The 23895-nt window shown below is 70.1% G+C and carries 26 protein-coding genes; 6 read left to right on the forward strand and 20 right to left on the reverse strand.

The features are described from left to right. Positions 1–75: 75 nt before the first annotated feature. The 3 genes from ACSJD1_RS10355 to ACSJD1_RS10365 are packed head-to-tail and all read right to left on the reverse strand — an operon-like array spanning position 76 to position 3492. Positions 76–882 carry a PP2C family protein-serine/threonine phosphatase gene (locus tag ACSJD1_RS10355; protein WP_438855231.1) on the reverse strand — a complete coding sequence of 269 codons (807 nt, stop codon included), beginning with the start codon at positions 880–882 and terminating at the stop codon, positions 76–78. Between the two features lie 25 nt (positions 883–907). After that, positions 908–2026 (reverse strand): FHA domain-containing protein, encoded by a 1119-nt coding sequence (locus ACSJD1_RS10360; protein WP_438855232.1) that lies wholly within the window; start codon positions 2024–2026, stop codon positions 908–910. A 29-nt stretch (positions 2027–2055) separates the two neighbouring features. After that, entirely contained in the window at positions 2056–3492 is a 1437-nt protein-coding gene (locus ACSJD1_RS10365; RefSeq protein ID WP_438855486.1) for a gamma-aminobutyraldehyde dehydrogenase, read from the reverse strand. Between the two features lie 193 nt (positions 3493–3685). Here ACSJD1_RS10365 and ACSJD1_RS10370 point away from each other — a divergent pair, with 193 nt between their 5' ends. Further along, positions 3686–4168: an Lrp/AsnC family transcriptional regulator gene (locus tag ACSJD1_RS10370; protein WP_438855233.1), complete on the forward strand. Its 483-nt coding sequence runs from the start codon at positions 3686–3688 to the stop codon at positions 4166–4168. A gap of 27 nt (positions 4169–4195) precedes the next feature. Further along, entirely contained in the window at positions 4196–5668 is a 1473-nt protein-coding gene (locus tag ACSJD1_RS10375; protein WP_438855234.1) for an aspartate aminotransferase family protein, read from the forward strand. Positions 5669–5753: 85 nt separating this feature from the next. Here the strand turns inward: ACSJD1_RS10375 and ACSJD1_RS10380 are convergent, their stop codons facing one another. Continuing rightward, positions 5754–6983, reverse strand: coding sequence for a DUF4192 family protein (locus tag ACSJD1_RS10380; protein ID WP_438855235.1), 1230 nt, complete (start codon positions 6981–6983; stop codon positions 5754–5756). A 200-nt stretch (positions 6984–7183) separates the two neighbouring features. Here ACSJD1_RS10380 and ACSJD1_RS10385 point away from each other — a divergent pair, with 200 nt between their 5' ends. Together ACSJD1_RS10385 and ACSJD1_RS10390 are read left to right on the forward strand one after the other, a co-directional pair. After that, the gene (locus ACSJD1_RS10385; RefSeq protein ID WP_438855236.1) at positions 7184–7675 is read left to right on the forward strand and encodes a methylated-DNA--[protein]-cysteine S-methyltransferase; all 492 of its coding nucleotides are present in this window, start codon (positions 7184–7186) and stop codon (positions 7673–7675) included. Next, positions 7672–8313: a DNA-3-methyladenine glycosylase I gene (locus ACSJD1_RS10390; RefSeq protein ID WP_438855237.1), complete on the forward strand. Its 642-nt coding sequence runs from the start codon at positions 7672–7674 to the stop codon at positions 8311–8313. The genes ACSJD1_RS10385 and ACSJD1_RS10390 overlap by 4 nt, the downstream gene beginning before the upstream one ends. Before the next feature lie 15 nt (positions 8314–8328). Here ACSJD1_RS10390 and ACSJD1_RS10395 read toward each other — a convergent pair whose 3' ends face one another. The 14 genes from ACSJD1_RS10395 to prmC all read right to left on the reverse strand — a co-directional run bounded on the left by ACSJD1_RS10395 (position 8329) and on the right by prmC (position 20544). Next, positions 8329–9087 (reverse strand): YaaA family protein, encoded by a 759-nt coding sequence (locus tag ACSJD1_RS10395; RefSeq protein ID WP_438855238.1) that lies wholly within the window; start codon positions 9085–9087, stop codon positions 8329–8331. Then, a complete protein-coding gene (locus ACSJD1_RS10400; RefSeq protein ID WP_438855239.1) occupies positions 9087–9659 on the reverse strand; it encodes an AAA family ATPase in 573 nt (190 codons plus the stop codon). The genes ACSJD1_RS10395 and ACSJD1_RS10400 overlap by 1 nt, the downstream gene beginning before the upstream one ends. 10 nt (positions 9660–9669) lie before the next feature. Next, positions 9670–9930, reverse strand: a complete 261-nt coding sequence (locus tag ACSJD1_RS10405) for a F0F1 ATP synthase subunit epsilon (RefSeq protein ID WP_438855240.1) — start codon at positions 9928–9930, stop codon at positions 9670–9672. Positions 9931–9932: 2 nt separating this feature from the next. Beyond that, positions 9933–11390 (reverse strand): F0F1 ATP synthase subunit beta, encoded by a 1458-nt coding sequence (gene atpD / locus ACSJD1_RS10410; protein WP_438855241.1) that lies wholly within the window; start codon positions 11388–11390, stop codon positions 9933–9935. A gap of 27 nt (positions 11391–11417) precedes the next feature. Next, positions 11418–12326 carry a F0F1 ATP synthase subunit gamma gene (locus tag ACSJD1_RS10415; RefSeq protein ID WP_376927819.1) on the reverse strand — a complete coding sequence of 303 codons (909 nt, stop codon included), beginning with the start codon at positions 12324–12326 and terminating at the stop codon, positions 11418–11420. A gap of 91 nt (positions 12327–12417) precedes the next feature. Further along, positions 12418–14055, reverse strand: a complete 1638-nt coding sequence (atpA, locus tag ACSJD1_RS10420; RefSeq protein ID WP_438855242.1) for a F0F1 ATP synthase subunit alpha — start codon at positions 14053–14055, stop codon at positions 12418–12420. Between the two features lie 97 nt (positions 14056–14152). Further along, positions 14153–14944 (reverse strand): F0F1 ATP synthase subunit delta, encoded by a 792-nt coding sequence (locus ACSJD1_RS10425; protein ID WP_438855243.1) that lies wholly within the window; start codon positions 14942–14944, stop codon positions 14153–14155. Positions 14945–14947: 3 nt separating this feature from the next. After that, the gene (locus tag ACSJD1_RS10430) at positions 14948–15511 is read right to left on the reverse strand and encodes a F0F1 ATP synthase subunit B (protein ID WP_353815489.1); all 564 of its coding nucleotides are present in this window, start codon (positions 15509–15511) and stop codon (positions 14948–14950) included. A gap of 28 nt (positions 15512–15539) precedes the next feature. Continuing rightward, entirely contained in the window at positions 15540–15773 is a 234-nt protein-coding gene (gene atpE, locus ACSJD1_RS10435; protein WP_438855244.1) for an ATP synthase F0 subunit C, read from the reverse strand. Between the two features lie 44 nt (positions 15774–15817). Then, positions 15818–16615, reverse strand: a complete 798-nt coding sequence (gene atpB, locus ACSJD1_RS10440) for a F0F1 ATP synthase subunit A (protein WP_438855245.1) — start codon at positions 16613–16615, stop codon at positions 15818–15820. A 367-nt stretch (positions 16616–16982) separates the two neighbouring features. Further along, the gene (locus tag ACSJD1_RS10445) at positions 16983–17462 is read right to left on the reverse strand and encodes a hypothetical protein (RefSeq protein WP_438855246.1); all 480 of its coding nucleotides are present in this window, start codon (positions 17460–17462) and stop codon (positions 16983–16985) included. After that, positions 17459–18751, reverse strand: coding sequence for an MraY family glycosyltransferase (locus tag ACSJD1_RS10450; protein ID WP_438855247.1), 1293 nt, complete (start codon positions 18749–18751; stop codon positions 17459–17461). The genes ACSJD1_RS10445 and ACSJD1_RS10450 overlap by 4 nt, the downstream gene beginning before the upstream one ends. After that, positions 18748–19644, reverse strand: coding sequence for an L-threonylcarbamoyladenylate synthase (locus tag ACSJD1_RS10455; protein ID WP_438855248.1), 897 nt, complete (start codon positions 19642–19644; stop codon positions 18748–18750). The genes ACSJD1_RS10450 and ACSJD1_RS10455 overlap by 4 nt, the downstream gene beginning before the upstream one ends. Positions 19645–19704: 60 nt before the next feature. Beyond that, positions 19705–20544 (reverse strand): peptide chain release factor N(5)-glutamine methyltransferase, encoded by an 840-nt coding sequence (gene prmC, locus ACSJD1_RS10460; RefSeq protein ID WP_438855487.1) that lies wholly within the window; start codon positions 20542–20544, stop codon positions 19705–19707. Between the two features lie 137 nt (positions 20545–20681). Between prmC and cysK the strand changes: the two genes are divergently transcribed. Together cysK and epsC are read left to right on the forward strand one after the other, a co-directional pair. Then, the gene (gene cysK, locus ACSJD1_RS10465) at positions 20682–21617 is read left to right on the forward strand and encodes a cysteine synthase A (RefSeq protein ID WP_438855249.1); all 936 of its coding nucleotides are present in this window, start codon (positions 20682–20684) and stop codon (positions 21615–21617) included. A gap of 30 nt (positions 21618–21647) precedes the next feature. Next, positions 21648–22241: a serine O-acetyltransferase EpsC gene (gene epsC, locus ACSJD1_RS10470; RefSeq protein WP_438855250.1), complete on the forward strand. Its 594-nt coding sequence runs from the start codon at positions 21648–21650 to the stop codon at positions 22239–22241. Positions 22242–22327: 86 nt separating this feature from the next. Here epsC and ACSJD1_RS10475 read toward each other — a convergent pair whose 3' ends face one another. Both ACSJD1_RS10475 and prfA read right to left on the reverse strand, forming a co-directional pair. After that, the gene (locus ACSJD1_RS10475) at positions 22328–22822 is read right to left on the reverse strand and encodes a GNAT family N-acetyltransferase (RefSeq protein ID WP_438855251.1); all 495 of its coding nucleotides are present in this window, start codon (positions 22820–22822) and stop codon (positions 22328–22330) included. Further along, positions 22819–23895 carry a peptide chain release factor 1 gene (gene prfA / locus ACSJD1_RS10480; protein WP_438855252.1) on the reverse strand — a complete coding sequence of 359 codons (1077 nt, stop codon included), beginning with the start codon at positions 23893–23895 and terminating at the stop codon, positions 22819–22821. The genes ACSJD1_RS10475 and prfA overlap by 4 nt, the downstream gene beginning before the upstream one ends.

Here is a 23895-nt window from a genome sequence, read left to right on the forward strand (position 1 = left end):
TCAGGTGCGATGCGGCCCGGGCGACCGGCACCGCGGGCATCGCCCCAATTCTAGGGTCGGGCGGGTCGGACGGGATCAGTCCTGGTCGCCCGTTGTGGACGGACGTTGCACCCGGAGCACGTCGACCACGACGACCGTGACGTTGTCCCGGCCGCCGTTGCCCACGGCGGCCTCGACGAGCTGTCGCACGGCCTGCTCCGGTGAACGGCCGGAGATCAGGAAGTGACGTATGCCGTAGGGCGTCAACTCCTTCGTCAGCCCGTCGGAGCAGACGAGGATGCGCATGCCCTCCTCGAGCGGGATGGCCCGGTAGTCGGGGATCGGCGCCTCGTGGAACCCGACCGCGCGCGTGATCACGTTCGAGTGCGGATGGGTGTCGGCCTCCTCGCGCGTGATCTGGCCCGCATCGACCAGTTCCTGCACGATCGAGTGGTCGACGGTGAGCTGCTCGAGCGCGCCGCCCACGAGGCGGTACACGCGCGAGTCGCCGATGTTGAAGACGATCCAGGCGGGCTCCTCGCCGATCACGCCGAGGGCCACCCCGGTCACCGTCGTCCCACTCCCCTCATCGGTGACCCCGGCGCCACGCCCCATGTCGCGCACGGCGAGCTTCAGGGCGCCGTCGATGTCGGCCGTGCCGATGGACGCCTTGCCGCCGTGCTCGGCGAGTCGGGTGACGACGGCGGCGCTGGCGAAGTCGCCCGCGGCGTGGCCGCCCATGCCGTCCGCGACGGCGAAGAGCGGCGCCTGCGCCACGAAGCTGTCCTCGTTCACGGCGCGTCGGAGTCCGGTGTCGGTGGCGGCCGCCCAGGCGAGCGTCACCTCGGTGCCGTCGGGCAGCACAACCGTGTGACGGCTGTTGCCGTTGCCGATCTGCGTCACCCGGTCCCCCAGTGTCCGATCGAGGTCATGCGTCGACGCTCCCGAGCGCCGGGAGGATCTCGACGATCGTATCCCCTCCGAGCTGCAGGCTCGTGCCCGGCGTGACCACGAGCGACTCGCCGGACCGGAGGCGGCGCTGCCCCGCCGCCGTCCGGACGACGGTGCCGTTCGTCGACCGGAGGTCCGCGGCGACGAGTCGCCCGCCCTCCATGCGCAGTTCGAGGTGCGTCGCGGAGACGACCCCGGCCGGCGAGTCGACGCGCACGAGCACGACGTCGCCGGTCGCCACGCGGGGGGCGCTGGGGCTCCGGCCGATCAGCACCGGGACGGACACCTCGCCCGCCTCGCCGCCCACGATCCGGTAGCGAAGGGTCGACTTGCCGTGGCCGGCGCCCTGTGGCGAGGCGGATGCCGCGGCATCCGCCTTCGCGTCGTCTCGGCGCATCTCGGCGAGGCGGGCTCGCGCCGCACTCGTGAGGACGGTGTCGGCGTCGGCCGCGTTCCCGCGGACGAAGCGGACGGTGTCGTCGTCGACGACCGGCATGGGCGCCGTCGGGACCCCGGACGTGGGTGGCCGCCGCTCGCGGACTCCGCGCCACGGTCGGGCGAGCCGGGTGTCGACCTCGGGGTCGCCGGCCGGCGAGTCGGGGCGGACCGGGACGTCGCGCCACGACCACTCCACCGCCGACGCCCGGAATGCCGCCCGATCAGCCGGCACGGCCGATCCGCGGAGGCCGGCCTGCCGCACCTCGTCGAGCGGCGAATCCTCGCCGGCGATGCGGAGCCGCGTGACGGCCGTGAACTCCGCGAGGTGCCACGGGGTGATGCCCCGGGAGTCCAGTCGGCGCGCCCCGCCCGGCGAGGCGAGGTCGATCACGGCCGCTCCGCGGACGACCGCGGTGAGCGGGTCACCGGATTCCGGCCACCAGACCAGCGCGAAGTGCTCGACCCGGCCTTCGCCCAGTGGAATCCGTGCGACCAGCTGCTCGAGTGCGAGCGACGCCTCGCCGGCGACCTCCGCGAGTCGGGCGAGGACCCGGTCCGGGGCCGGTGCCGCGACGGCCGCGATGAAACGCGACCCCACGACGACGTCCCATTCCGGGGAACCGGACTCGTCCCGGCGGCGCACCGCACCATCGACCATGGGGTCCAGTCTGGCACCGCGCGGCTGGTTCAGCCGATGAAGCTCATGACGTGCTTCAGCCGCGTGTAGTCCTCGAAGCCGTACTGCGACAGGTCCTTGCCGTAGCCGGAGTGCTTGAAGCCGCCGTGCGGCATGTCCGAGACGAACGGGATGTGGGTGTTGATCCAGACGCATCCGAAGTCGAGGTGCTTGGCGAAGCGCATGGCCCGCCCGTGGTCGCGGGTCCACACCGATGCCGCGAGCGCGTAGTCGACGCCGTTGGCCATCGCGAGCGCGTCGCGCTCCTCGCGGAACGGCTGGACGGTGAGCACCGGGCCGAAGATCTCGCGCTGGACGGCCTCGTCGTCCTGACGCAGGCCGGTGACGACGGTGGCCTCCCAGAAGTAGCCCCGGTCGCCCTGACGCCGGCCGCCCACGGCGAGGTCGGCGTGGTCGGGGAGCCGGTCGATGAAGCCCGACACGTTGGCGAGTTGGGTCGGGTTGTTGAGCGGGCCGTAGAACACGCCGTCCTCGCGCGGACCTCCCGTGCGGGCGCTCGTGCGGATGCGCTCGACGAGAGCCGCGACCAGCTCGTCGTGCACCGACTCGTGCACGAGCACCCGCGTCGCCGCCGTGCAGTCCTGGCCTGCGTTGAAGTACGCGGCCGAGACGATCCCCTCGGCGGCGGCCGCGAGGTCGACGTCGTCGAACACGACCGCAGGGGCCTTTCCGCCGAGTTCGAGGTGGACCCGCTTGAGATCGGATGCCGCGGCGCGCGCGACCTCCATGCCCGCGCGAACCGATCCGGTGATGGCGACCATCTCGGGCGCCGGGTGCTGGAGCAGCGCCGCGCCGGTCGCGCGGTCGCCGGTCACGACGTTGAGGACGCCCGCGGGCAGGAACTCGGCGGCGACCTCGGCGAGCTTCAGCGTCGCGAGCGGGGTCGTGTCGGACGGCTTCAGCACGACGGTGTTGCCCGCGGCGATCGCCGGTGCGATCTTCCACACCGCCATGTTCAGCGGGTAGTTCCACGGCGCGACCTGGCCGATGACGCCGATCGGCTCACGACGCACGTACGAGGTGTGGTCCGCCAGGTACTCGCCCGCCGCGCGCCCCTCGAGGTTCCGTGCCGCGCCCGCGAAGAAGCGCAGCTGGTCGACCGACTGCAGGATCTCGTCGTCCACGAGGCTCGCTCGAGGCTTCCCCGTGTCCTGCGACTCGAGGTCGGCGAATTCCTCGGCCCGTTCCTCCAGCGCGTCGGCGATGCGGAAGAGCGCCAGCTGCCGCTCGGCCGGAGTCGTCTCACCCCAGGCTTCGAACGCGGTCGAGGCGGCCTCGTACGCGGCGTCGATGTCGTCGCCGGTCGAGACCGGAGCGCTCGCGTACACCTCCTCGGTCGCGGGATCGACGAGGTCGAGGGTCTCGTCGCCGCGCGCGTCGACGTACGCGCCGCCGATGAAGTTGCGCAGGAGCTCGGTCACGGGAATCCTCCGTCGGTCTCGGGTGGCCGACCACGTGGCGGCGCACGGGCGCACCGGTTGGATCCGGGCGCAGGTGCCGACCATGCTCGCACACGAGTGCGACGAACGGAAGAGGCCAAACGATGGAATCCGTGGAGAATCGCCCTGAAATCGACGGAATCGCTTGTGATTCACGGATGTCACTGTCATGATCGGACGCATGACGAACGGGAACCGCCCGACGAGCCAGAAGCCGGTGCAGCTCGACGACGTCTCCAAGGCGATCATCGAGCAACTCCAAGCAGACGGTCGGCGCTCCTACGCCGACATCGGCAAGGCCGTCGGCCTCAGCGAAGCCGCGGTGCGCCAGCGCGTGCAGCGGCTCACCGAGGCCGGCGTCATGCAGATCGTCGCGGTCACGGACCCGATGCAGCTGGGCTTCACGCGGCAGGCCATGATCGGCATACGCGTGACCGGCGACACCCGCGCGCTCGCAGAGGAGCTCGCGGCCATCCCCGAGATCGACTACGTCGTGCTCACCGCGGGCAGTTTCGACCTCCTGGCCGAGGTCGTCTGCGAGGACGACGAGCAGCTCATCACGCTGCTCAACTCCCGCATCCGTACGCTCGACGGCGTCCAGACCACGGAGACGTTCGTCTACCTGAAGCTGCAGAAGCAGTTCTACAACTGGGGCACCCGCTGAGGCGGGGCCGCCCGGAAGGAGATCCCGATGAGCACCCCCGACACGGCTGCGCGCCTCGGCACGGCCGGCTTCGACGACGCTGCGCTGCAGCAGAAGGCGAAGGACCATCTCTGGATGCATTTCTCGCGCCAGTCGACGATGGAGCAGCACGGCGTGCCCATCATCACGCGTGGCGAGGGGCACCACGTCTTCGACGCCCAGGGGCGCAAGTACTTCGACGGCCTCTCGGGCCTCTTCGTCGTGAACGCCGGACACGGTCGCCGCCGGCTCGCCGAGGTCGCCGCGAAGCAGGCGGAGGAGCTGGCCTTCTTCCCGATCTGGTCCTACGCGCACCCGGCCGCGATCGAGCTCGCCGACCGGCTCGCCGGCTACGCGCCGGGCGACCTCAACCGCGTGTTCTTCTCCACCGGTGGCGGCGAGGCCGTCGAGACCGCGTTCAAGCTCGCGAAGTACTACTGGAAGCTCAAGGGGCAGCCCACCAAGCACAAGGTCATCTCGCGCGCGGTCGCCTACCACGGCACGCCGCAGGGTGCACTCGCGATCACCGGCATCCCGGCCATGAAGCAGATGTTCGAGCCGCTCACCCCCGGTGGCTTCCGCGTGCCGAACACGAACTTCTACCGCGCCGCCGATGTCGGGGCGCCCTCCGACGACCTCGAGGCGTTCGGCCAGTGGGCGGCGAACCGCATCGAGGAGATGATCCTGTTCGAAGGCCCGGAGACGGTCGCCGCCGTCTTCCTCGAGCCGGTTCAGAACTCGGGCGGCTGCTTCCCGCCCCCTCCCGGCTACTTCCAGCGGGTGCGCGAGATCTGCGACCAGTACGACGTCCTGCTCGTCTCGGACGAGGTCATCTGCGCATTCGGTCGCATCGGGCACATGTTCGCCTGCGACGCCTACGGCTACGTGCCCGACATGATCACCTGCGCGAAGGGGATGACCTCGGGGTACTCGCCGATCGGCGCGACGATCGTGTCGGAGAAGATCTACGAGCCGTTCAAGACCGGCGACACGTCGTTCTACCACGGCTACACGTTCGGCGGGCACCCGGTCTCGGCCGCCGTCGCGCTCGAGAACCTCGACATCTTCGAGGAGGAGGGGCTCAACGAGCGGGTCCGCGAGAACTCGCCGCTCTTCCGCGCCGAGCTCGAGAAGCTGCGCGACATCCCGATCGTCGGCGACGTCCGAGGCGACGGCTACTTCTTCGGCATCGAGCTGGTCAAGGATCGCGAGACCCGTGAGACGTTCAACGACGAGGAGTCGGAGGACCTGCTGCGCGGCTTCCTGTCGAAGGCGCTGTTCGACGCCGGGCTCTACTGCCGCGCGGACGACCGTGGGGACCCCGTCATCCAGCTCGCTCCGCCGCTGACGATCGGCGTTCCGGAGTTCCAGGAGATCGAGCAGATCCTGCGGGGGGTCCTCACCGAGGCATCCGAGCGCGCCGCGCGGTTCACCGGTCACCGGCACGGCGGCGAGCACCTGCTCGTTCCCGCCCGGGTCTGACTCTGCAGCGCGACCCCGAAGCGCCCGGATCCCGACGGATCCGGGCGCTTCGGCGCGAACCGACCTCATCATCAGGCCGAACCCCCTACGCGGCGTGATCCGCGGCTGGTGACGCGCCCGGAAGCGGGTCGGAGAACGCCCACTCCGGGAGCTCGCCGAGGGCGAGGAAACGGTGCAGGAGTTCGGCCATCGTGTGCTCGGGCGTCTCGCCGAGGGCGAGGTCCATCAGCGCACCAGCGGCGGATCCACGCCCGAGCGTCCAGGCGAGCCACCCCGCCACGCACAGCGCACCCGTGCGGCGGCCGGTCGGCGCGTTCCCGATTGCGGTGCCGAGCACCTCGAGCGTCGCCCGAACTCGGGCGACATCGGGTCGGATCGTCGAGCGCCCGAGCATGAGCCGCGACAGGAACTCGTCGACGGTCTCGTGTTCGTTCGGCGAGGGACTCCGCGCCGAGACCCGATCGCCGGGTGCGCCGAGTCCGCGATCCCTGTTCCGGCGAACGCAGTCGTCCTCGGCCGAGTCGAGCGCGAGTTCGCCGACGACCGGTCCGAACGCCGCCTGGAGCATCATCGCGTCCCTGATCGGCGGCTGGTCCGCCAGGGCGAGCAGCCAGGCGAGCTCCTCCGGACTCCGGTCGCCCCGTCCGGCGGCGACCCGCTCCACGAGGACGAGCGGATCGACCGCCTCTCCGAGCGCCCGCTCGACGAGGTCGATGACGGCGTCGTCGTCGGCGCCGCCGCGACCGTCCTGTGCCGGCAGCTTCTCGAGGATCACCCGGATCGGGCCCGCCAGCGCGTCATCCGGCTCGGCGATGCGGACGAGATCTCCGGCGGATTCGACGACGGCTGCGGCCAATTCGGCCACCTCGGCCGGGCCCTCGGACACGGCCTCACTCTCCTCGATGAGGCGGAGCGGCATCCCCTCCTCGGGGAGATCGTCGTCGAAGATCGAGCCCCAGCCGTTCGGTGCCACCGTCAGCGCATCGCGCACGAGGAATCCGGCATCCTCGGCTCGACGGACGAGGCACTCGAGGATACGCCGGTTCGGCATGGCGTCGCCCCGGACGAACGGCTGGTCGCCGTAGGCGACGGGCACGATCGCATCGACCCGCGGGATGCGGCACAGAGTGCCGAGGAGCGCTGTCGCCAGGGCGTCGGCACGGTCGTCGTCGGGCAGGTCGTGTCGAAGCAGGGCGGTGGTGCGGTTGCCCTCGAACGCGACGCAGACGAGCGAGCGAGCGGGGCGGTAGCCGGCGAGGACGGGGACGAGGGCGAGGAAGTCGTGCGCCGCACCGGCACGGATGATGGTCGTCATACGGGCATGCTCCTCGGACGAGCGAGGCTCGGAGGCTCGCGCCCGCATCCTGGACGGTCGCCGGCAGTCCCACCGGTTGTGGAGGACGGGCCGCCCGGGATCGCGGCCGAGTCGTCCTCCACAGCCAGCGCTCCGCGGCGACGGCGCGCGGTGTCCGATTCCCGCCAGTCGATGACGGATGCCGCGCCTATCCTCGAACCATGACCTCCCCGTACCTCATCCGGATCCCCAGCCCCATCGGGCGGATCGAGCTCCAGGCCGACGACGATTCGCTCACATCCCTGACCATCGAGCGCGACGGCGTGCTCCCGCACGACGACCTCCCCGAGCGAAGCTCCCCCCTCCTCGATTCCGCGCGCGACCAGCTCGCGCAGTACTTCGACGGGCGGCGTTCGAGCTTCGACCTCCCCGTCCGCCTCGACGGGACGCCGTTCCAGCGCGCCGTGTGGGCCGAACTCCAACGGCTCGGCTGGGGTGAGGCGACCTCGTACGGCGCCATCGCAGCGGCTGTCGGCAAGCCCGGCTCCGCCCGCGCGATCGGGGGCGCCGTCGGCGCGAACCCGATGCCCATCATCATCGGTTGCCATCGCGTGCTCGCCTCAGACGGCCGCATCACCGGTTACTCCGGCGGCAACGGGATCCCGACCAAGCTCTGGCTGCTCGGACACGAGCAGATCGGCTTCGCGGCGTGAGTTCGCCGACCCGTCCTGACGTGGTGGTCGGCGAGGACGGCCTCGCTCGGTGCGCATGGGGGGCGACCGACCCCGAGTACCGGCGCTACCACGACGAGGAGTGGGGCACGCCTCAGCACGATTCGAACGTACTGTTCGAGAAGCTCTGCCTCGAGGGCTTCCAGGCCGGCCTGTCCTGGATCACGATCCTGCGCCGCCGCCCGGCGTTCCGGGAGGCGTTCCACGGCTTCGAGCCCGAGCGCGTGGCCGAGATGACCGACGACGACGTCGAGCGGCTGCTCGGAGATGCGCGCATCATTCGCCACCGCGGCAAGATCGAGGCCACCATCTCCAACGCCAAGGCGACGCTCGCACTCGAGAGCTCGCTCGGCGAGCTGCTGTGGAGCTTCGCTCCGGCGCCACGATCCGCGCCCCCGGTGAGCTTCACCGACGTCCCGGCGACGACCGCGGAGTCGACCGCGCTCAGCAGGCGACTGCGCGCGCTCGGCTTCCGGTTCGTCGGGCCGACGACCATGTACGCGCTCATGCAGGCGATGGGGATGGTCGACGATCACCTCGCCGGATGCCATCGGTCCCGCACGGGCGCGGAGTTCGGTTCCGGTCGCTCGAGCACGCCGACCGCCGCTGCGCGCGGCTGATCGCGGGAACCGGGGTCAGACGACGAGTTCCAGCTCCATCGGCGACGACGGACGCTCGACCCCGGGTTCGAGTCGGAAACCAGCTCTGGTGGACCATGCGATGAGGTCCTCGGCGGACTCGAGCGACGGTCGGGTCTCCAGCAGCGCTCGTGTGAACAACCCTTTCGCCCGCTTGTTGAAATGGTTCAGCGCGCGCCGGCGGCCGGATCCGTCGATCGATACCACGCGGAGGAAGACCGAGTCCGACCGCACGGGTGCAGGGCCCAGATCCGCATACCCCTCCGAGCGGAGATCGACGATCAGTCCCTCGCGGCGAACGAGCTCTTCCCGGATCACCTCACGCCACAGCGACTTCAGCCGGAGCCCGGGAAGGCGGGAATCGTGGGAGAGCCGGTAGGCGGGGATCGGGTCGCCGGCCCCGACCAGGCCGAGCAGTGCCGAGTGCACCGCCACGTGCCGCGCAGCGAACGCTCGAGCCGAGAGGTCCAGGCTCGGCGCATCCAGGGCGTCGTAGAGCACGCCCGTGTACCGATCGATCGCCGGCATCGTCGCCGAGCTCGTGAGACGCCGGTTGCGGTCGACCTCGGCGGCCTGCCGCGGCCCGAGCTTCAACGCGCGCATCATCGCGTCGGCATCCGCAGCGAGTTCGGATGTCGCGCGGATCGCCTCGCGGCGTGGCCCGGTGAGTGAGGCGAACGAGAGCGCATCGAGCGACAGCCCGTCATCGCCACCCCCGTCGCGCTTGGTCTCGGACGGCGGAAGCAGGACCAGCACTACGCGGCGATGAAGGCCAGGGCGGCCTCGACGTTCACGCCGAGCGGATCGACGCTGTCGATCGTGACGCGAGGCAGGGCCGAGCTCGGCCCCGTCCAGGGAGCGTACCCGTCGAGGCTCTGTTCCACCGCGCGCCACGTTGTCTCATCGAGGTGCGGGAGGTTGCGCTCGCGCTTCTCGAGACGCTCCTTGTGGATCGAGGCATCTGAGCACACCACCTCGATGACGCGGAGGCGAACCTCGGCTCGCTCGGCGAGGTCGCGCCACTGCAGGCGCGCCGACTCGGCCGCATTCACGGCGTCGACGATCACGGTGCGACCCGAATCGAGCTCCTTCTCCGCGATCTGCTCGGCGACCAGGTACGCGGCGAGGCCCGTCGGCTGGTCCGCATCGATCCCGGCGCGCAGGATCGCGGACTCGATGGGGTCCACCGACACGACCGTGGCGCCGAGCCGGGCGCCGACGATCTCGCCGATCGTCGACTTGCCCGCGCCCGGCAGCCCGGCCATGACGATGAGCTGGGTGACGCTGAGGTCACCGAACTGGCGGTCGAACGGCTGCTCCCCCTGCATCCGTGCTCCTTCAGGCGAGGGCAGCGCGCGACGCGACGACCTGCACGGCGTCGGACTGCACCGAGAGGAACCCGTCCTCTGCGTTCGCGGTGATCTTCTCACCGCCGGGCAGGGTGACCCGAACCTCGCCGCCGGCGAGGATCGCGAGCATCGGCTCGTGACCCGGCAGGATGCCGATCTCGCCTTCGACGGTGCGCGCCACCACCATGGCCGCCTCGCCCGACCAGACTTCCTGGTCGGCCGCGACGACGCTCACGTTGAGGGCGGCCATGATCAGCCGTTCTCCTTCTGGATCTGCGCCCACTTCTCCTCGACGTCGGAGATCGGGCCGACGTTGAAGAACGCCTGCTCGGCGACGTGGTCGAACTCGCCCTTGGCGATGGCGTCGAACGACTCGATGGTGTCCTTCAGCGGAACCGTCGATCCCTCGACACCCGTGAACTTCTTCGCCATGTAGGTGTTCTGCGAGAGGAACTGCTGGATGCGGCGCGCACGCGACACCGTGATCTTGTCTTCCTCGGAGAGCTCGTCGACACCGAGGATCGCGATGATCTCCTGCAGTTCCTTGTTCTTCTGGAGGATCTGCTTGACGGTGGTCGCCACGCGGTAGTGGTCCTCGCCCAGGTAGCGCGGGTCGAGGATGCGCGACGTCGAGGTCAGCGGGTCGACGGCCGGGTAGAGGCCCTTCGACGCGATCTCACGCGAGAGCTCCGTCGTGGCGTCGAGGTGCGCGAACGTGGTCGCCGGGGCCGGGTCGGTGTAGTCGTCCGCGGGCACGTAGATCGCCTGCAGCGAGGTGATCGAGTGGCCGCGCGTCGAGGTGATGCGCTCCTGCAGGATGCCCATCTCATCGGCGAGGTTCGGCTGGTAGCCCACCGCGGAGGGCATGCGGCCGAGCAGCGTCGACACCTCGGAACCCGCCTGGGTGAAGCGGAAGATGTTGTCGATGAAGAGGAGCACGTCCTGCTTCTGGACGTCGCGGAAGTATTCGGCCATCGTGAGCGCCGAGAGGGCGACGCGCAGACGCGTCCCCGGGGGCTCGTCCATCTGGCCGAAGACGAGCGCGGTCTTGTCGAAGACGCCCGCCTCCTCCATCTCGTGGATGAGGTCGTTGCCCTCACGGGTGCGCTCGCCGACGCCCGCGAACACCGACACGCCACCGTGGTCCTGGGCGACGCGCTGGATCATCTCCTGGATGAGGACCGTCTTGCCGACGCCCGCACCGCCGAAGAGGCCGATCTTGCCACCCTGCACGTACGGCGTGAGGAGGTCGATGACCTTGATGCCGGTCTCGAAGAGCTGGGTCTTGGACTCCAGCTGGTCGAAGGTCGGGGGCTTGCGGTGGATCGGCCAGCGCTCGGTGATCTCGATCGTCTCGCCGGGCTCGCCGTTCAGCACATCGCCGATGACGTTGAAGACCTTGCCCTTGGTCACGTCGCCGACGGGCACCGAGATCGGAGCGCCGGTGTCGTGCACCTCCTGGCCGCGCACGAGGCCGTCGGTCGGCTTCAGTGCGATCGCGCGGACGACGTCGTCGCCGAGGTGCTGGGCGACCTCGAGCGTCAGCTCCGACGTCTGGTCAGCGATCGTGATCGTGGTCTTCAGGGCGTTGTAGATCTCGGGGATCGAGTCGTGCGGGAACTCGATGTCGACGACGGGGCCGGTCACGCGTGCGATGCGGCCGACGGCGCCCGTCGTGTCCTGGACTGGCGCGGTTGCGGTGTCAGTCATGTTCTCTTCCTTCTGGATGAATCTTGGCTACTTGGAGGAGGAGAGCGCGTCCGCTCCACCCACGATTTCTGCGATCTGCTGCGTGATCTCGGACTGGCGCGCCTCGTTGGCCAGTCGCGTGTAATCCGTGATCAGCTTGTCGGCGTTGTCGGTGGCCGACTTCATCGCCTTCTGCGTGGCCGCGTGCTTCGCGGCGGCCGACTGCAGCATGGCGTTGAAGATGCGGCTCTCGATGTACACCGGGAGCAGTCCGTCGAGGACCGTCTCGGCGTCGGGCTCGAACTCGTAGAGCGGGAAGACCTCGGCCTTGCCCGACGGCGCGGCCTCCTCCTCGGCCTCGACGACCTCGAGCGGCAGCAGTCGCGTGACGACCGGAACCTGTGTGATGCGGCTGACGAACCGGTTGTAGACGATGTGGATCTCGTCGACGCCGCCGTCGGCGCTGTCGCGGAGGAACGCCTCGAGGACGGCGTCCGCGACCTCCTTGGCGGTATCGAACTCGGGGTTGTCGGTGCCGCCGATCCAGCTGCGCTCGTAGTCGCGGCGTCGGAACGAGAAGTACCCGACGGACTTGCGGCCGATCAGGAAGTACACGACCTCCTTGCCCTGGCTGCGGAGCAGCTCGGCGAGCTCCTCCGACTCGCGCAGGACCTGCGAGTTGAACGCGCCCGCGAGGCCGCGGTCGGACGTGAAGATCACGATCGCCGCGCGGTCGACCCGCTCCGGCTCGGTCGTGAGCACGTGCGAGACGTTCGAGTAGCTGGCCACCGCCGAGACCGCGCGCGTGATCGCGTCGGAGTACGGCGTCGACGCGGCGACGCGCGCCTGCGCCTTCTGGATCCGCGAGGCGGAGATGAGCTCCATCGCTCGCGTGATCTTCTTGGTCGTCTGCGCCGACTTGATCTTCTGGCGGTAGACCCGAAGCTGCGCTCCCATGTTTCTCCTGTGTCCTGGCTTCCTGTTCCTGAGGCTCTCGGTTCGGCCGGTGCGGCCACGCCCCCGAGAGCCTCAGGGACGGCGGCATCGACTAGCGACGACCCTTGACGATCTTCTCCTGGCCGACCTCTTCCTCGTCGATCGCCTCGAACTTCTCGCTGCCGACCGAGGCGAGCGGCTTGCCCTCGCCGGTCTGGAACTCGAGCTTGAACTTGTCGACCTCGGACTCGAGGGTGTCGACCGTCTCATCGGAGAGCACGTTGGTCTCGCGGAGGTCCGAGAGCACCGACGTGTTGCGCCCGAGATAGTCGATGAACTCGCGCTCGAAGCGCAGGATGTCCTCGACCGGGACCTCGTCGAGCTTGCCGTTGGTGCCGGCCCAGATCGAGACGACCTGCTCCTCGACGGGGTACGGCGAGTACTGCGGCTGCTTGAGGAGCTCGGTCAGGCGAGCGCCCCGCTCGAGCTGGCGGCGGCTGGCCGCGTCGAGGTCGGAGGCGAACATCGCGAACGCCTCGAGCGAGCGGTACTGCGCGAGCTCGAGCTTCAGCGTGCCCGAGACCTTCTTGATCGACTTGACCTGCGCGTCGCCGCCGACTCGGGACACCGAGATGCCGACGTCGACCGCCGGACGCTGGTTCGAGTTGAACAGGTCGGACTGGAGGAAGATCTGGCCGTCGGTGATCGAGATCACGTTGGTCGGGATGTACGCCGAGACGTCGTTCGCCTTGGTCTCGATGATCGGCAGGCCGGTCATCGAACCCGCACCGAGCTCGTCCGAGAGCTTCGCGCAACGCTCGAGCAGCCGCGAGTGCAGGTAGAAGACGTCACCGGGGTACGCCTCGCGGCCCGGCGGGCGGCGGAGGAGCAGCGACACGGCGCGGTAGGCCTCGGCCTGCTTCGACAGGTCGTCGAAGATGATCAGGACGTGCTTGCCGTCGTACATCCAGTGCTGGCCGATCGCCGAGCCGGTGTAGGGGGCGAGGTACTTGAAGCCCGCGGGGTCCGAGGCCGGAGCGGCGACGATGGTGGTGTACTCCATCGCGCCCGCGTCCTCCAGGGCGCCCTTGACCGAGGCGATGGTCGAACCCTTCTGGCCGATCGCGACGTAGATGCAGCGGACCTGCTTGGTCGGGTCGCCCGACTCCCAGTTCGCCTTCTGGTTGATGATCGTGTCGATCGCGATCGCGGTCTTGCCGGTCTGGCGGTCGCCGATGATCAGCTGGCGCTGGCCGCGACCGACGGGGATCATCGCGTCGATCGCCTTGATGCCGGTCTGCAGCGGCTCGTGCACCGACTTGCGCTGCATGACGCCCGGCGCCTGGAGCTCGAGCGCACGACGACCCTCGGTGGCGACCTCGCCGAGGCCGTCGATCGGGTTGCCGAGCGGGTCGACGACGCGGCCGAGGTATCCCTCGCCCACGGGCACGGAGAGGACCTCGCCCGTGCGGGTCACCTCCATGCCCTCCTCGATGCCGGTGAACTCGCCGAGCACGACGACACCGATCTCGTCCTCGTCGAGGTTGAGGGCGAGGCCGAGCGTGCCGTCCGCGAACTTGACGAGCTCGTTCGCCATGACCGAGGGCAGGCCCTCGACGTGGGCGATGCCGTCAGCCGCGTCGGTGACGTACCCGACCTCGGTCTTCTGCGCCGCGCCCGGCTCGTAGTCGCGGGCGAACTCCGAGAGAGCCGAACGGATCTCGTCGGGGCTGATGGAGAGTTCTGCCATTGCCATTTCCTTTTCTGAAGGGCCAGGCCCTTTTCTGTACCGCTTGTACAGCTACTGGTGTGTCGCGGCGCAGGACGCCGGTCGTTGTCGTCCGGCGTCAGCCGGCAAGCTTCTGCCTCAGGTCGTTGAGGCGGGTGGCGACGCTGCCGTCGATGACGTCGTCGCCGATCTGCACCCGCACACCGCCGAGGACCTCGGGGTCGACGATGGCGTCGAAGCGGATGCGGCGGCCGGCCTGGGCCCCGAGCGTACGCTCGAGGCGGGCGATCTGGTCGTCGGTCAAGGGGGCGGCCGACGTCACGGTGGCGACGTCGAATCCGCGCTGGTCGGCGACGACGGATGCCGCGCCGCGCAGCATCTCGCCGATGCGACGACCGCGGGGCGACTGCACGAGGTGGCGGACGATGAGCGTCGTCGCCGGCGCGGCCTTCGTGCCGAGCAACCGCTCGACGAGTGCGACCTTCGCCTCGGACGAGCCCAGCTTGGACCCGAGGGCCAGCTCGAGCTCGGCGTCGGACGAGACCGTGCGCTGGAACGCGTACAGCTCGCCGTCGACCTCCGCGTCACCCGCTGCATCCGCGGCGACTCGGAAGCCGATCTCCTCGAGCCCGTCGAGGAAGTCGGCCTGCGAGGACCACCGCTGCGACGCCGCGCTCACGAGGAGCGACGCCGCGGTCGCGGAGATCCGACCGCCGAAGACGCGCTGCACGAGCTCGGTCTTCTGCGCGGCGTCGGCCTCGTTGTCGGTGAGCGCGGTCCGCAACTGCGGCGTGACCGCGATCACCCGGGTCGCTGCGAGGAGGTCGCCGGCCACCGGGAGGTCGGCCCGGCCGAGCGCCGCGAGCTCTGCTCGCGTGCCGGCCAGGGCCACTCTCGTTGCGCTGCCCATGGGTTACTTCTTCCCCCCTGCGGCGGCCTGCTCGGACGCCTCGAGGTCGGCGAGGAAGCGGTCGACCACGGCCTTGGCCTTGGCGTCGTCGGAGAGCGACTCCCCGACGACCCCCGAGGCGAGGTCGATCGCGATGGTGCCCACCTCGGAGCGGAGCGACACGAGCGCCGACTGGCGCTCGGCCTCGATCTGCGCCTGGGCGCTCGCGTTGATGCGGGCGGCCTCGGTCGACGCCTGCTCCTTGGCCTCGGCGACGATCTTCTTGCCGTCCTCGCGGGCCGTCTCGCGGATCTTGCCCGCCTCGGCGCGCGCGTCGGCGAGCTGGGCGGTGTACTCCTCGAGGGCGGCCTCGGCCTTGCGCTGGGCCTCGTCGGCCTTCGCGATGTTGCCCTCGATCGCCTCGGCGCGCTCGTCGAGCAGCTTCTGCATGCGCGGAAGCGCGTACAGCCAGAAGAAGACGAGGATGATGGCGAAGCAGACCGCCGACCAGACGATGTCGTAGGTCGCGGGCAGCACCGGGTTGTGAGTCTCGCCCTCGGTTGCAGCTCTCAGCACTGCGTGAAGCACGTTGGCCTCCTCAGTTGGGACGGGACGATCAGACGAAGATGAAGTAGGTCGCGATACCGATGAAGGCGAGCGCCTCGGTGAAGGCGATACCGATCCACATCAGGACCTGGAGGCGGCCGGCGAGCTCGGGCTGGCGAGCCACGCCCTCGATGGTCTTGCCGACGACGATGCCCACGCCGATGGCCGGGCCGATGGCGGCGAGGCCGTATCCGACGGTCGCGATGTTTCCATCGATGGCAGCGAGAACGGTGGTTGCGTCCACGTTGGGTTTCCTTTCTTGGGGTTGCTTCGGGCGGGCGCCCTGGCTCAGTGCTCCTCCGCCACCGCGAGCTGGATGTAGACCGCGGTGAGGAGCGTGAAGACGTAGGCCTGCAGTACGGCGACGAGGATCTCGAACAGCGTGAACACGAAGCCGAAGGCGAGCGTGCCGACGCCGAGCAGGGTGTACCAGCCGCCGAGGTTGAAGATGAAGAACTGCGTCGCCGCGAAGAACAGCACGAGCAGCAGGTGGCCGACGATCATGTTCATCATGAGTCGCAGCGTCAGGGTGACGGGGCGGATGACGAACGTCGAGATGAGCTCGATCGGCGTGACGATGATGTACACCGGCCACGGCACGCCCGAGGGGAAGAGCGAGTTCTTGAAGAAGTTCTTGGGGCTCTGCTTGATGCCCGCGTAGATGAACGTGACGTACGACACGATCGCGAGCACGAGCGGGACGCCGATGACGGAGGTACCGGCGATGTTCAGTCCCGGGATGATGCCCGTGAGGTTCATGAACAGGATCAGGAAGAACATCGAGGTGAGGATCGGCAGGAACCGCTTGCCGTCCTTCTTGCCGAGCAGGTCGTCGGCGACGTTCACGCGGATGAAGTCCAGGCCCATCTCGACGATGCTCTGGAATCGACCGGGGACGACGCGCATGCTGCGCGTGCCGAGCCAGAAGACCAGGAGCAGCGCGGCGACCGCGACGAAGCGCACCAGCATGATGCGGTTGATCTCGAAGGGGGTGCCCTCGAACAGGAGGGCGCCGGGGAAGAACTCCTCGATCGACGGCCCGTGGAATTCACCATCATCGGTTGAAATCGGAACCAGCAGGTTCACAGCGTTAGCTAGCAGCGCTATCTCCTGTTTCGGGGCGTGGAGCGGAGCTCTCGCGTCGACGAACATGGAAACGGTCCGGTGCCCATGCCTGAGCAGGGCGGAACCGTGGGGGATCGCCCCTACTGTAGCAAGACTTCGGCGCTCCGCCGAATCGCCACACGCTGTAGAACTGGCCGCCGACCGGGCAGCATGCCGTTCGGCGCATGCCACGGCGCGGACGGGCGCGGATGATGACTCGCTGCGGCGCCGGCGCCGGCCCACGCCCGAAGCGGAGACGAGACCCCGCCGGACTCGCGATACGACCCGGCGGGGCGCCGAGGCGAGCCCTGCAAACGACGACGCCGCCCCTTCGGGCGGCGTCGGTCGTTCAGTCGTCGGTCGGGGGTGGCGGGAGCTGCGCGTCGCTCGCGTAGGGCAGTCGCGAGCGGGCGACGACGAGCACGTCGACCACGAGCGAACCGATCACGCCCGCGACGATCGACAGGAAGAGCACGACAGGGTCGAGCCAGTCGACCCCCCGCAGCAGCACCACCAGCACGATGAACACGATGAACTTCACGAGCCATCCGCCGAGCACGATGCCGAAGAAGGCGCCGACGAAGAGGTCGGATCCGGCGAAGCGGTTGGCGAGCAGGATGCTCGCCCCGGTGATCCCCATGAAGACCACGGCGAGGAGCGTGCCGAGCAGGGCGCTCACGAGCCCGTCGGTGCCGGCGAAGGCGAAACCGAGGATGCCGCCCACCACGGCGATGCCGGCGGCGATGCCCGCGCCCCAGACGAGGGCGCGGCGCAGTACCGGATTCGAGGTCGGCGTGCGGTCGGCGGGGTCGCGAGGTTCGGTGCTCATCGGGCTCCTGTGGGGTGCTCGCCCGGGGTCGGGCGGTCGGGGACGGTTGCGGGATTCGGGTCGGCCCCGGACGAGGGGGCGGCGAGTTCGTCGAGGCCGGGTGCGGATGGCGTGCCGTCGGCATCGGCCTCGGCCGCGACGGTCTGGCGCTTGCGCCGGCCGAGTGGTGCCAGCGTGAATGCGGCGAGCACGACGAACCCGATGCCGATGAAGAGGAAGGCCGAGCCGGAGTCGATGCCGAAGTAGACGGGCAGGACGAACGCGAGGAGGCAGCCGAACGAGGCGACCGCGGTCCAGCCGTAGAAGATGAGCACCGCGTGCAGGTGCGAGTGGCCCATGTCGAGCAGGCGATGGTGGAGGTGCTTGCGGTCGGCCGCGAAGGGCGACTTGCCGGCCCGCAGGCGACGCACGACCGCGAGCCCGAAGTCGAGCAGCGGGATGAGCAGCACGGCGAACGGGATGATGATCGGGATGAACGCCGGGAACAGTTCGTCGGTGCCGAGCTGCGACGGGTCGACCTGGCCGGTCACCGCGATCGCGGAGGTCGCCATGAGCAGGCCGACGAGGAGCGCCCCGGCATCGCCCATGAAGAGCTTCGCGCGGTGCCAGTTCAGGGGAAGGAAGCCGGCGCAGGCCCCCACGACGACGACGGCGAGCAGCGACGCGAGGTTGAAGTAGTTCGTGGGCGAGGTCTGCTGCACGAGCAGGTAGGAGTACAGGAAGAACACGCCGCTCGAGATGAGGGCGACCCCCGCCACCAGGCCGTCGAGCCCGTCGATGAAGTTGATGGCGTTCATCACGAGCACGATCGTGAAGACGGTCACCGTCGCGCTCATCCACGAGGAGCCCACGGTGATGCCCCCGTCGGGCCCGCCGATCGGGAGCGAGACGATCGACACGCCCTGCCAGGCGATCAGGCCGGCCGCGATGAACTGGCCGGCGAGCTTCGTGAGCCAGTCGAGGTCCCAGATGTCGTCGGCCACTCCGATCGCCACGATGAGCCCGGCCGCGAGCAGGATCGCGAGCACCTGGAACGGGTCCTGGAACACGATCTGCAGGTTCGCGAAGCGCGCGATGCCGAGCGAGGAGATCCAGGCCGCCGCGGCGAAGCCGACGAGGATTCCGAGGAACATCGCGATGCCGCCGAGCCGCGGGGTCGGTCGGGTGTGCACGTCGCGCTCGCGGATCTTCGGGTAGAGCCGGTACTTCAGGCTCAGCTTCCAGACCACGAGCGAGCCGGCGAACGTCACGATCGCCGTGACGAGCGCGAGCAGCACGAACAGGGTCATGACGCGGCGGGATCCGTCCGGTCGACGGGCGTCGGCTCGGCGTCGACGGCGGCCTCCGTCCCGGCGACCACGTCGGCCGGCTCGGAGTCGACGTCGGCCGGCTCGGCGTCGACCGCGGCCGGCTCGGCGTCGACGGATGCCTCGGAGCCGACGCCGGCGTCCGCTTCGGCGTCCGCGCCGGCGGGAGCCGCCCCGCCGACCGGCGCGAGCAGCTCCTCCCCCACGACCTCCGCGATCCGCTCACGCGAGATCACGCCGGCGCGCACGATGCGCAGCACGCCCGTTCCGTCGGCGGCGAGCCCGGTCGCATCGACGATGGTGGACGACGTGTCGCCGGGCCGATCGCCGATCGCCTCGTACGCGACGCCCGCGGCGCCGCCGTCGAGGTAGACGGAGACGCGATCGCCGAGCATGTCGGCGGCCTCGCCCGCGGTCGTCGCCGACGGCATGCCGGACAGGTTCGCGGACGACACCGCCAGGGGACCGGTTTCGGAGAGCAGCTCGAGTGCGATGCGGTGGTCGGGCATGCGCAGGGCGACCGTGCCCCGCGTCTCGCCGAGGTCCCAGTGCAACGACGGCTGCGCTCGGAGGATCACGGTCAGCCCGCCCGGCCAGAACTCGGCCACGAGGGAGCGCACGGCATCGGGCACCTCTGCGGCGAGGGCGTCGAGGGTCGGGATGCCGGGCACGAGGACGGGCGGCGGCGACGTGCGCTCCCGCCCCTTCGCATCGAGCAGGCGCTGGACGGCGGCCGCGCTGAACGCATCGGCGGCGACGCCGTAGACGGTGTCGGTGGGGATGACGACGAGCTCGCCGCTGCCGATGGCGCGACGGGCCAGGCGCATGCCGGCGAGGAGCTCGGACTCGACCGAGCAGTCGTGGATGAGTGTCATGACCGCTCGATTCTAGACGTGACGGACCGCTCGAGGCTGGGCGCGTCGGATGCCCCGGGCTCAGCGACGCGCGGTCGTCACCCGGTCGCGCCCGGTGAGGTCCCGGTGGTGCGCGATGGCGTGCCATCCGTCGGCCTCGAGGATCGCGGCGATGTCGGCCGCCTGCGTCTCGCCGTGCTCGATGAGCAGCGCGCCGCCGGGGTGCAGCAGTTCGCGTGCGCGCCGCGAGAGCACGCGCACGACCTCGAGCCCGTCCGGCCCGCCGTACAGGGCGCGCTCCGGGTCGTGCAGGCGCACCTCCGGGTCGCGCGGGATCGCATCGTCGGGGATGTACGGCGGGTTCGACGCGACCACGGCCGCGCGACCGTCGAGTTCGGGGAGCGCCTCGGAGAGGTCGCCGAACACCAACTCGAGGTTGGGGGCCGCGACCTCGTCGACGTTGCGCCTCGTCCACGGGAACGCCTCGGGCGAGTTCTCGACGGCCCAGACCCGCGCGTGCGGCACCTCCGTGGCCATCGAGAGCGCGATCGCGCCGCTTCCCGAGCCCAGGTCGAGGCCGATCGGCTCGGGTCCGGCCGCGGCCCGCAGCGCATCGATGGCGAGTTGCGCGAGCAGCTCCGTCTCCGGGCGCGGGACGAACACACCTGGTCCGACGGCGAGCTCGAGCGATCGGAACGCGGCGCGCCCGGTTAGGTGCTGCAACGGCTCGCGCCGGGCGCGGCGCTCGACGAGCCGGGCGAGCGCGGCGGCATCCGTCGTCGACAGCCGGTCGCCGATCACGAGGCGCGCGTGCACTCCGCCGCGGGAGAGCCCGAGCACATGCCCGATCAGCAGGTCGGCGTCGACCTCGGCGTCGGCGATGCCGGCCGCTCGAAGGGTGCGCACCGTCTCGTCGCGCACCTCGCGGAGGGGGCGGGATTCCGGCTCGTCGGGCGTCGCATTCACGCAATGGAATGTAACCCACTCCCGGCGTGCTGCCGCCCTCCGTATGCTGGTGCCGGCAGCAGGACGCCGCCGTCACGAGAGGGAACGAGATCATGGCCCAGGTCTACGAGAACATCACCGACGTCTTCGGGCGCACCCCGCTCGTGAAGCTGAACCGCGTGACGGATGGCGCGGGCGCCACCGTGCTCGCGAAGCTCGAGTTCTACAACCCCTCGGCCAGCGTCAAGGACCGCCTCGGCATCGGCATCGTCGACGCCGCGGAGGCGTCGGGCGAGCTGCAGCCCGGCGGCACCATCGTCGAGGGCACGAGCGGCAACACCGGCATCGCGCTGGCGATGATCGGCGCCGCGCGCGGCTACCGGGTCGTCATCGCCATGCCCGAGACGATGTCGAAGGAGCGCCGCGCGCTGCTCCGCGCCTACGGCGCCGAACTCGTGCTCACGCCGGGCTCGGAGGGCATGAAGGGCGCGGTCGCGCGCGCCGAGCAGATCGCCGCCGAGACCCCCGGTGCCGTGCTCGCCCGCCAGTTCGAGAACCAGGCGAACGTCGACATCCACCGCCGCACCACGGCCGAGGAGGTGTGGAACGACACCGACGGCGGCGTCGACATCTTCGTGTCGGGCATCGGCACGGGCGGCACGCTCTCGGGCGTGGGCCAGATACTGAAGGAGCGCAAGCCCGAGGTGCAGATCGTCGGCGTCGAGCCGCTCGAGTCGCCGATCCTGAACGGCGGCCAGCCCGGCCCCCACAAGATCCAGGGCATCGGCGCGAACTTCGTGCCCGCCATCCTCGATCGCGACGTCTACGACGAGATCATCGACGTGAACATCGACCAGGCCGTCGCGACCGCACGCCGCCTCGGCGTCGAGGAGGGCATCCTCGGCGGAATCTCCTCGGGCGCCACCGTCCACGCGGCCACCAAGCTCGCCCAGCGGCCCGAGAACGCCGGCAAGACCATCGTCGTGATCGTCGCCAGCTACGGCGAGCGATACCTGTCGACGGTGCTCTACGAGGACCTGATCGACTAGTCGCCCCGGGCGATCTGGTTGACTTGACGAGTGGGAATCCTCGGCCGCCTCAGGGAAGACATCGCGACGGCACGATCCCACGACCCCGCCGCCCGCAGCCGCATCGAGATCGTCCTGGCCTATTCGGGCCTGCACGCGATCTGGGCGCACCGGCTCGCGCACCGCTTGTGGCGGGTGCCGCTGCTCCGGCTGCCCGCCCGCGTGGTGTCGCAGCTCGTGCGCTTCCTCACCGGCATCGAGATCCATCCGGGCGCGACGATCGGGCGGCGGTTCTTCATCGACCACGGCATGGGCGTGGTGATCGGCGAGACCGCGGTCGTCGGCGACGACGTCATGCTCTACCACGGCGTCACGCTCGGCGGGAAGGCACCGCGCGGTGCGCCCCGCGGGTCCAAGCGCCACCCGACGCTGGGCGACGGGGTGACGGTCGGCGCCGGGGCGAAGGTCCTCGGCGACATCGAGATCGGCGCCGGAAGCGCCATCGGTGCGAACGCCGTCGTGACGAGGAGCGCTCCCCCGCACTCGCTGCTCGTCGGCATCCCGGCGGTCGCCAAGCCCTTGTCGCCCGCCACCGCGGATGCGGCGCGCGGCATGCACGACTGGCACGTCGACTTCCACATCTGAGGCGGACGAGGCGGATGCCGCGGCATCGGCCACTCGTCGTCGCCGCTCACGGCGGCAGGAACCCGCTCAGAGCGGCAGGAACCCGCTCAGAGCGGCAGGAACATGACGTGCAGCCCGACGCGGCCGTGTCGCGGCGAACGGAACACGCCGGGGACCGTGCCGATGACCTCGAACCCGACCGAGCGCCACAGGGCGACCGCGGCCTCGTTCGACGCGACGACCGCGTTGAACTGGATGCCCTCGAAGCCCTCGCGTCGGTGCCAGTCGACGACCCACTCGGCGAGTCGGCGTCCGACGCCCTCGCCGCGCGCTTCGCCCGCGACCATGAACGACGCGGTACCGATGTGGTCGCCGTGCCCGGGGCGGTTCGGTCCCATCTTCGCGGTGCCGACGATCCGACCCTCGCGTTCGGCCACCACCGTGAGCCCGGGCGGCGTCTCGATCCAGAGCGCACGGGCCTCGTCGGCCGAGAGCGGCGTCGGATAGGCGTACGTCTCGCCCTCGCCGACGACCTCGTCGATGATCGCGAGCACCGCTGGCCAGTCGCCGTCGGCGAAGGGCCGGATGGAGAGCTCGGTCACTGGTCGCCGAGGTCGGCGAGCCGTGCCTCCTCGTCGGCGTGGATCGCCGAGTCGATGATCGGCTCGAGTGCGCCGTTCATGACCTGGTCGAGGTTGTACGCCTTGTAGCCCGTCCGGTGGTCGGCGATGCGGTTCTCGGGGAAGTTGTACGTCCGGATGCGCTCGGAGCGGTCCATCGACCGGATCTGCGACTTGCGCGCATCGGATGCGGCCGCCGCGAGCTCCTCCTGCTGGCGTGCGAGCAGGCGCGCACGCAGCACGCGCATCGCGGCCTCGCGGTTCTGCAGCTGCGACTTCTCGTTCTGCATGGCCACGACGATGCCGGTCGGCACGTGCGTGATCCGCACGGCGGAGTCGGTCGTGTTCACCGACTGGCCGCCGGGCCCGGACGACCGGTAGACGTCGATCTTGAGGTCGTTCTGGTTGATCTCGACCTCTTCAGGCTCATCCACCTCGGGGAAGACGAGCACGCCGGTCGTCGAGGTGTGGATGCGGCCCTGCGTCTCGGTCACGGGCACCCGCTGAACTCGGTGCACGCCGCCCTCGTACTTCAGGTGCGCCCAGACGCCCTGCGACGGATCGGAGGCGTTCGACTTGATCGCGACCTGCACGTTCTTGTAGCCGCCGAGATCGGACTCGTCGCGCTCCAGGAGCTCGGTCTTCCACCCCTTGGACTGTGCGTACTGGATGTACATGCGCAGCAGGTCGGCCGCGAAGAGGGCGCTCTCGGCGCCGCCCTCGCCGCCCTTGATCTCCATGATCACGTCGCGGCCGTCGTCGGGGTCGCGCGGGATCAGCAGGCGCCGGAGCTTCTCCTGGGACTCCGCGAGGTGCTCCTCGAGCCCGGGCACCTCCTCGGCGAACGCCTCGTCCTCCTTGGCGAGCTCACGCGCCGCCTCGAGGTCCTCCTGCGCCTGCCGCCATCCGTCGTGCGCGGCGACGATGCGGCTGAGCTCGGCGTAGCGCCGGTTCACGCGCTTCGCTCGCGCCGCATCGGCGTGCAGCGCCGGATCGGCCAGTTCCTCCTGGAGCGACGCGTGCTCGGCGATCAGTGCCTGGACGGACTCGAACAT

The organism is Agromyces excoecariae, assembly GCF_051715505.1.
Taxonomy (GTDB): Bacteria; Actinomycetota; Actinomycetes; order Actinomycetales; family Microbacteriaceae; genus Agromyces.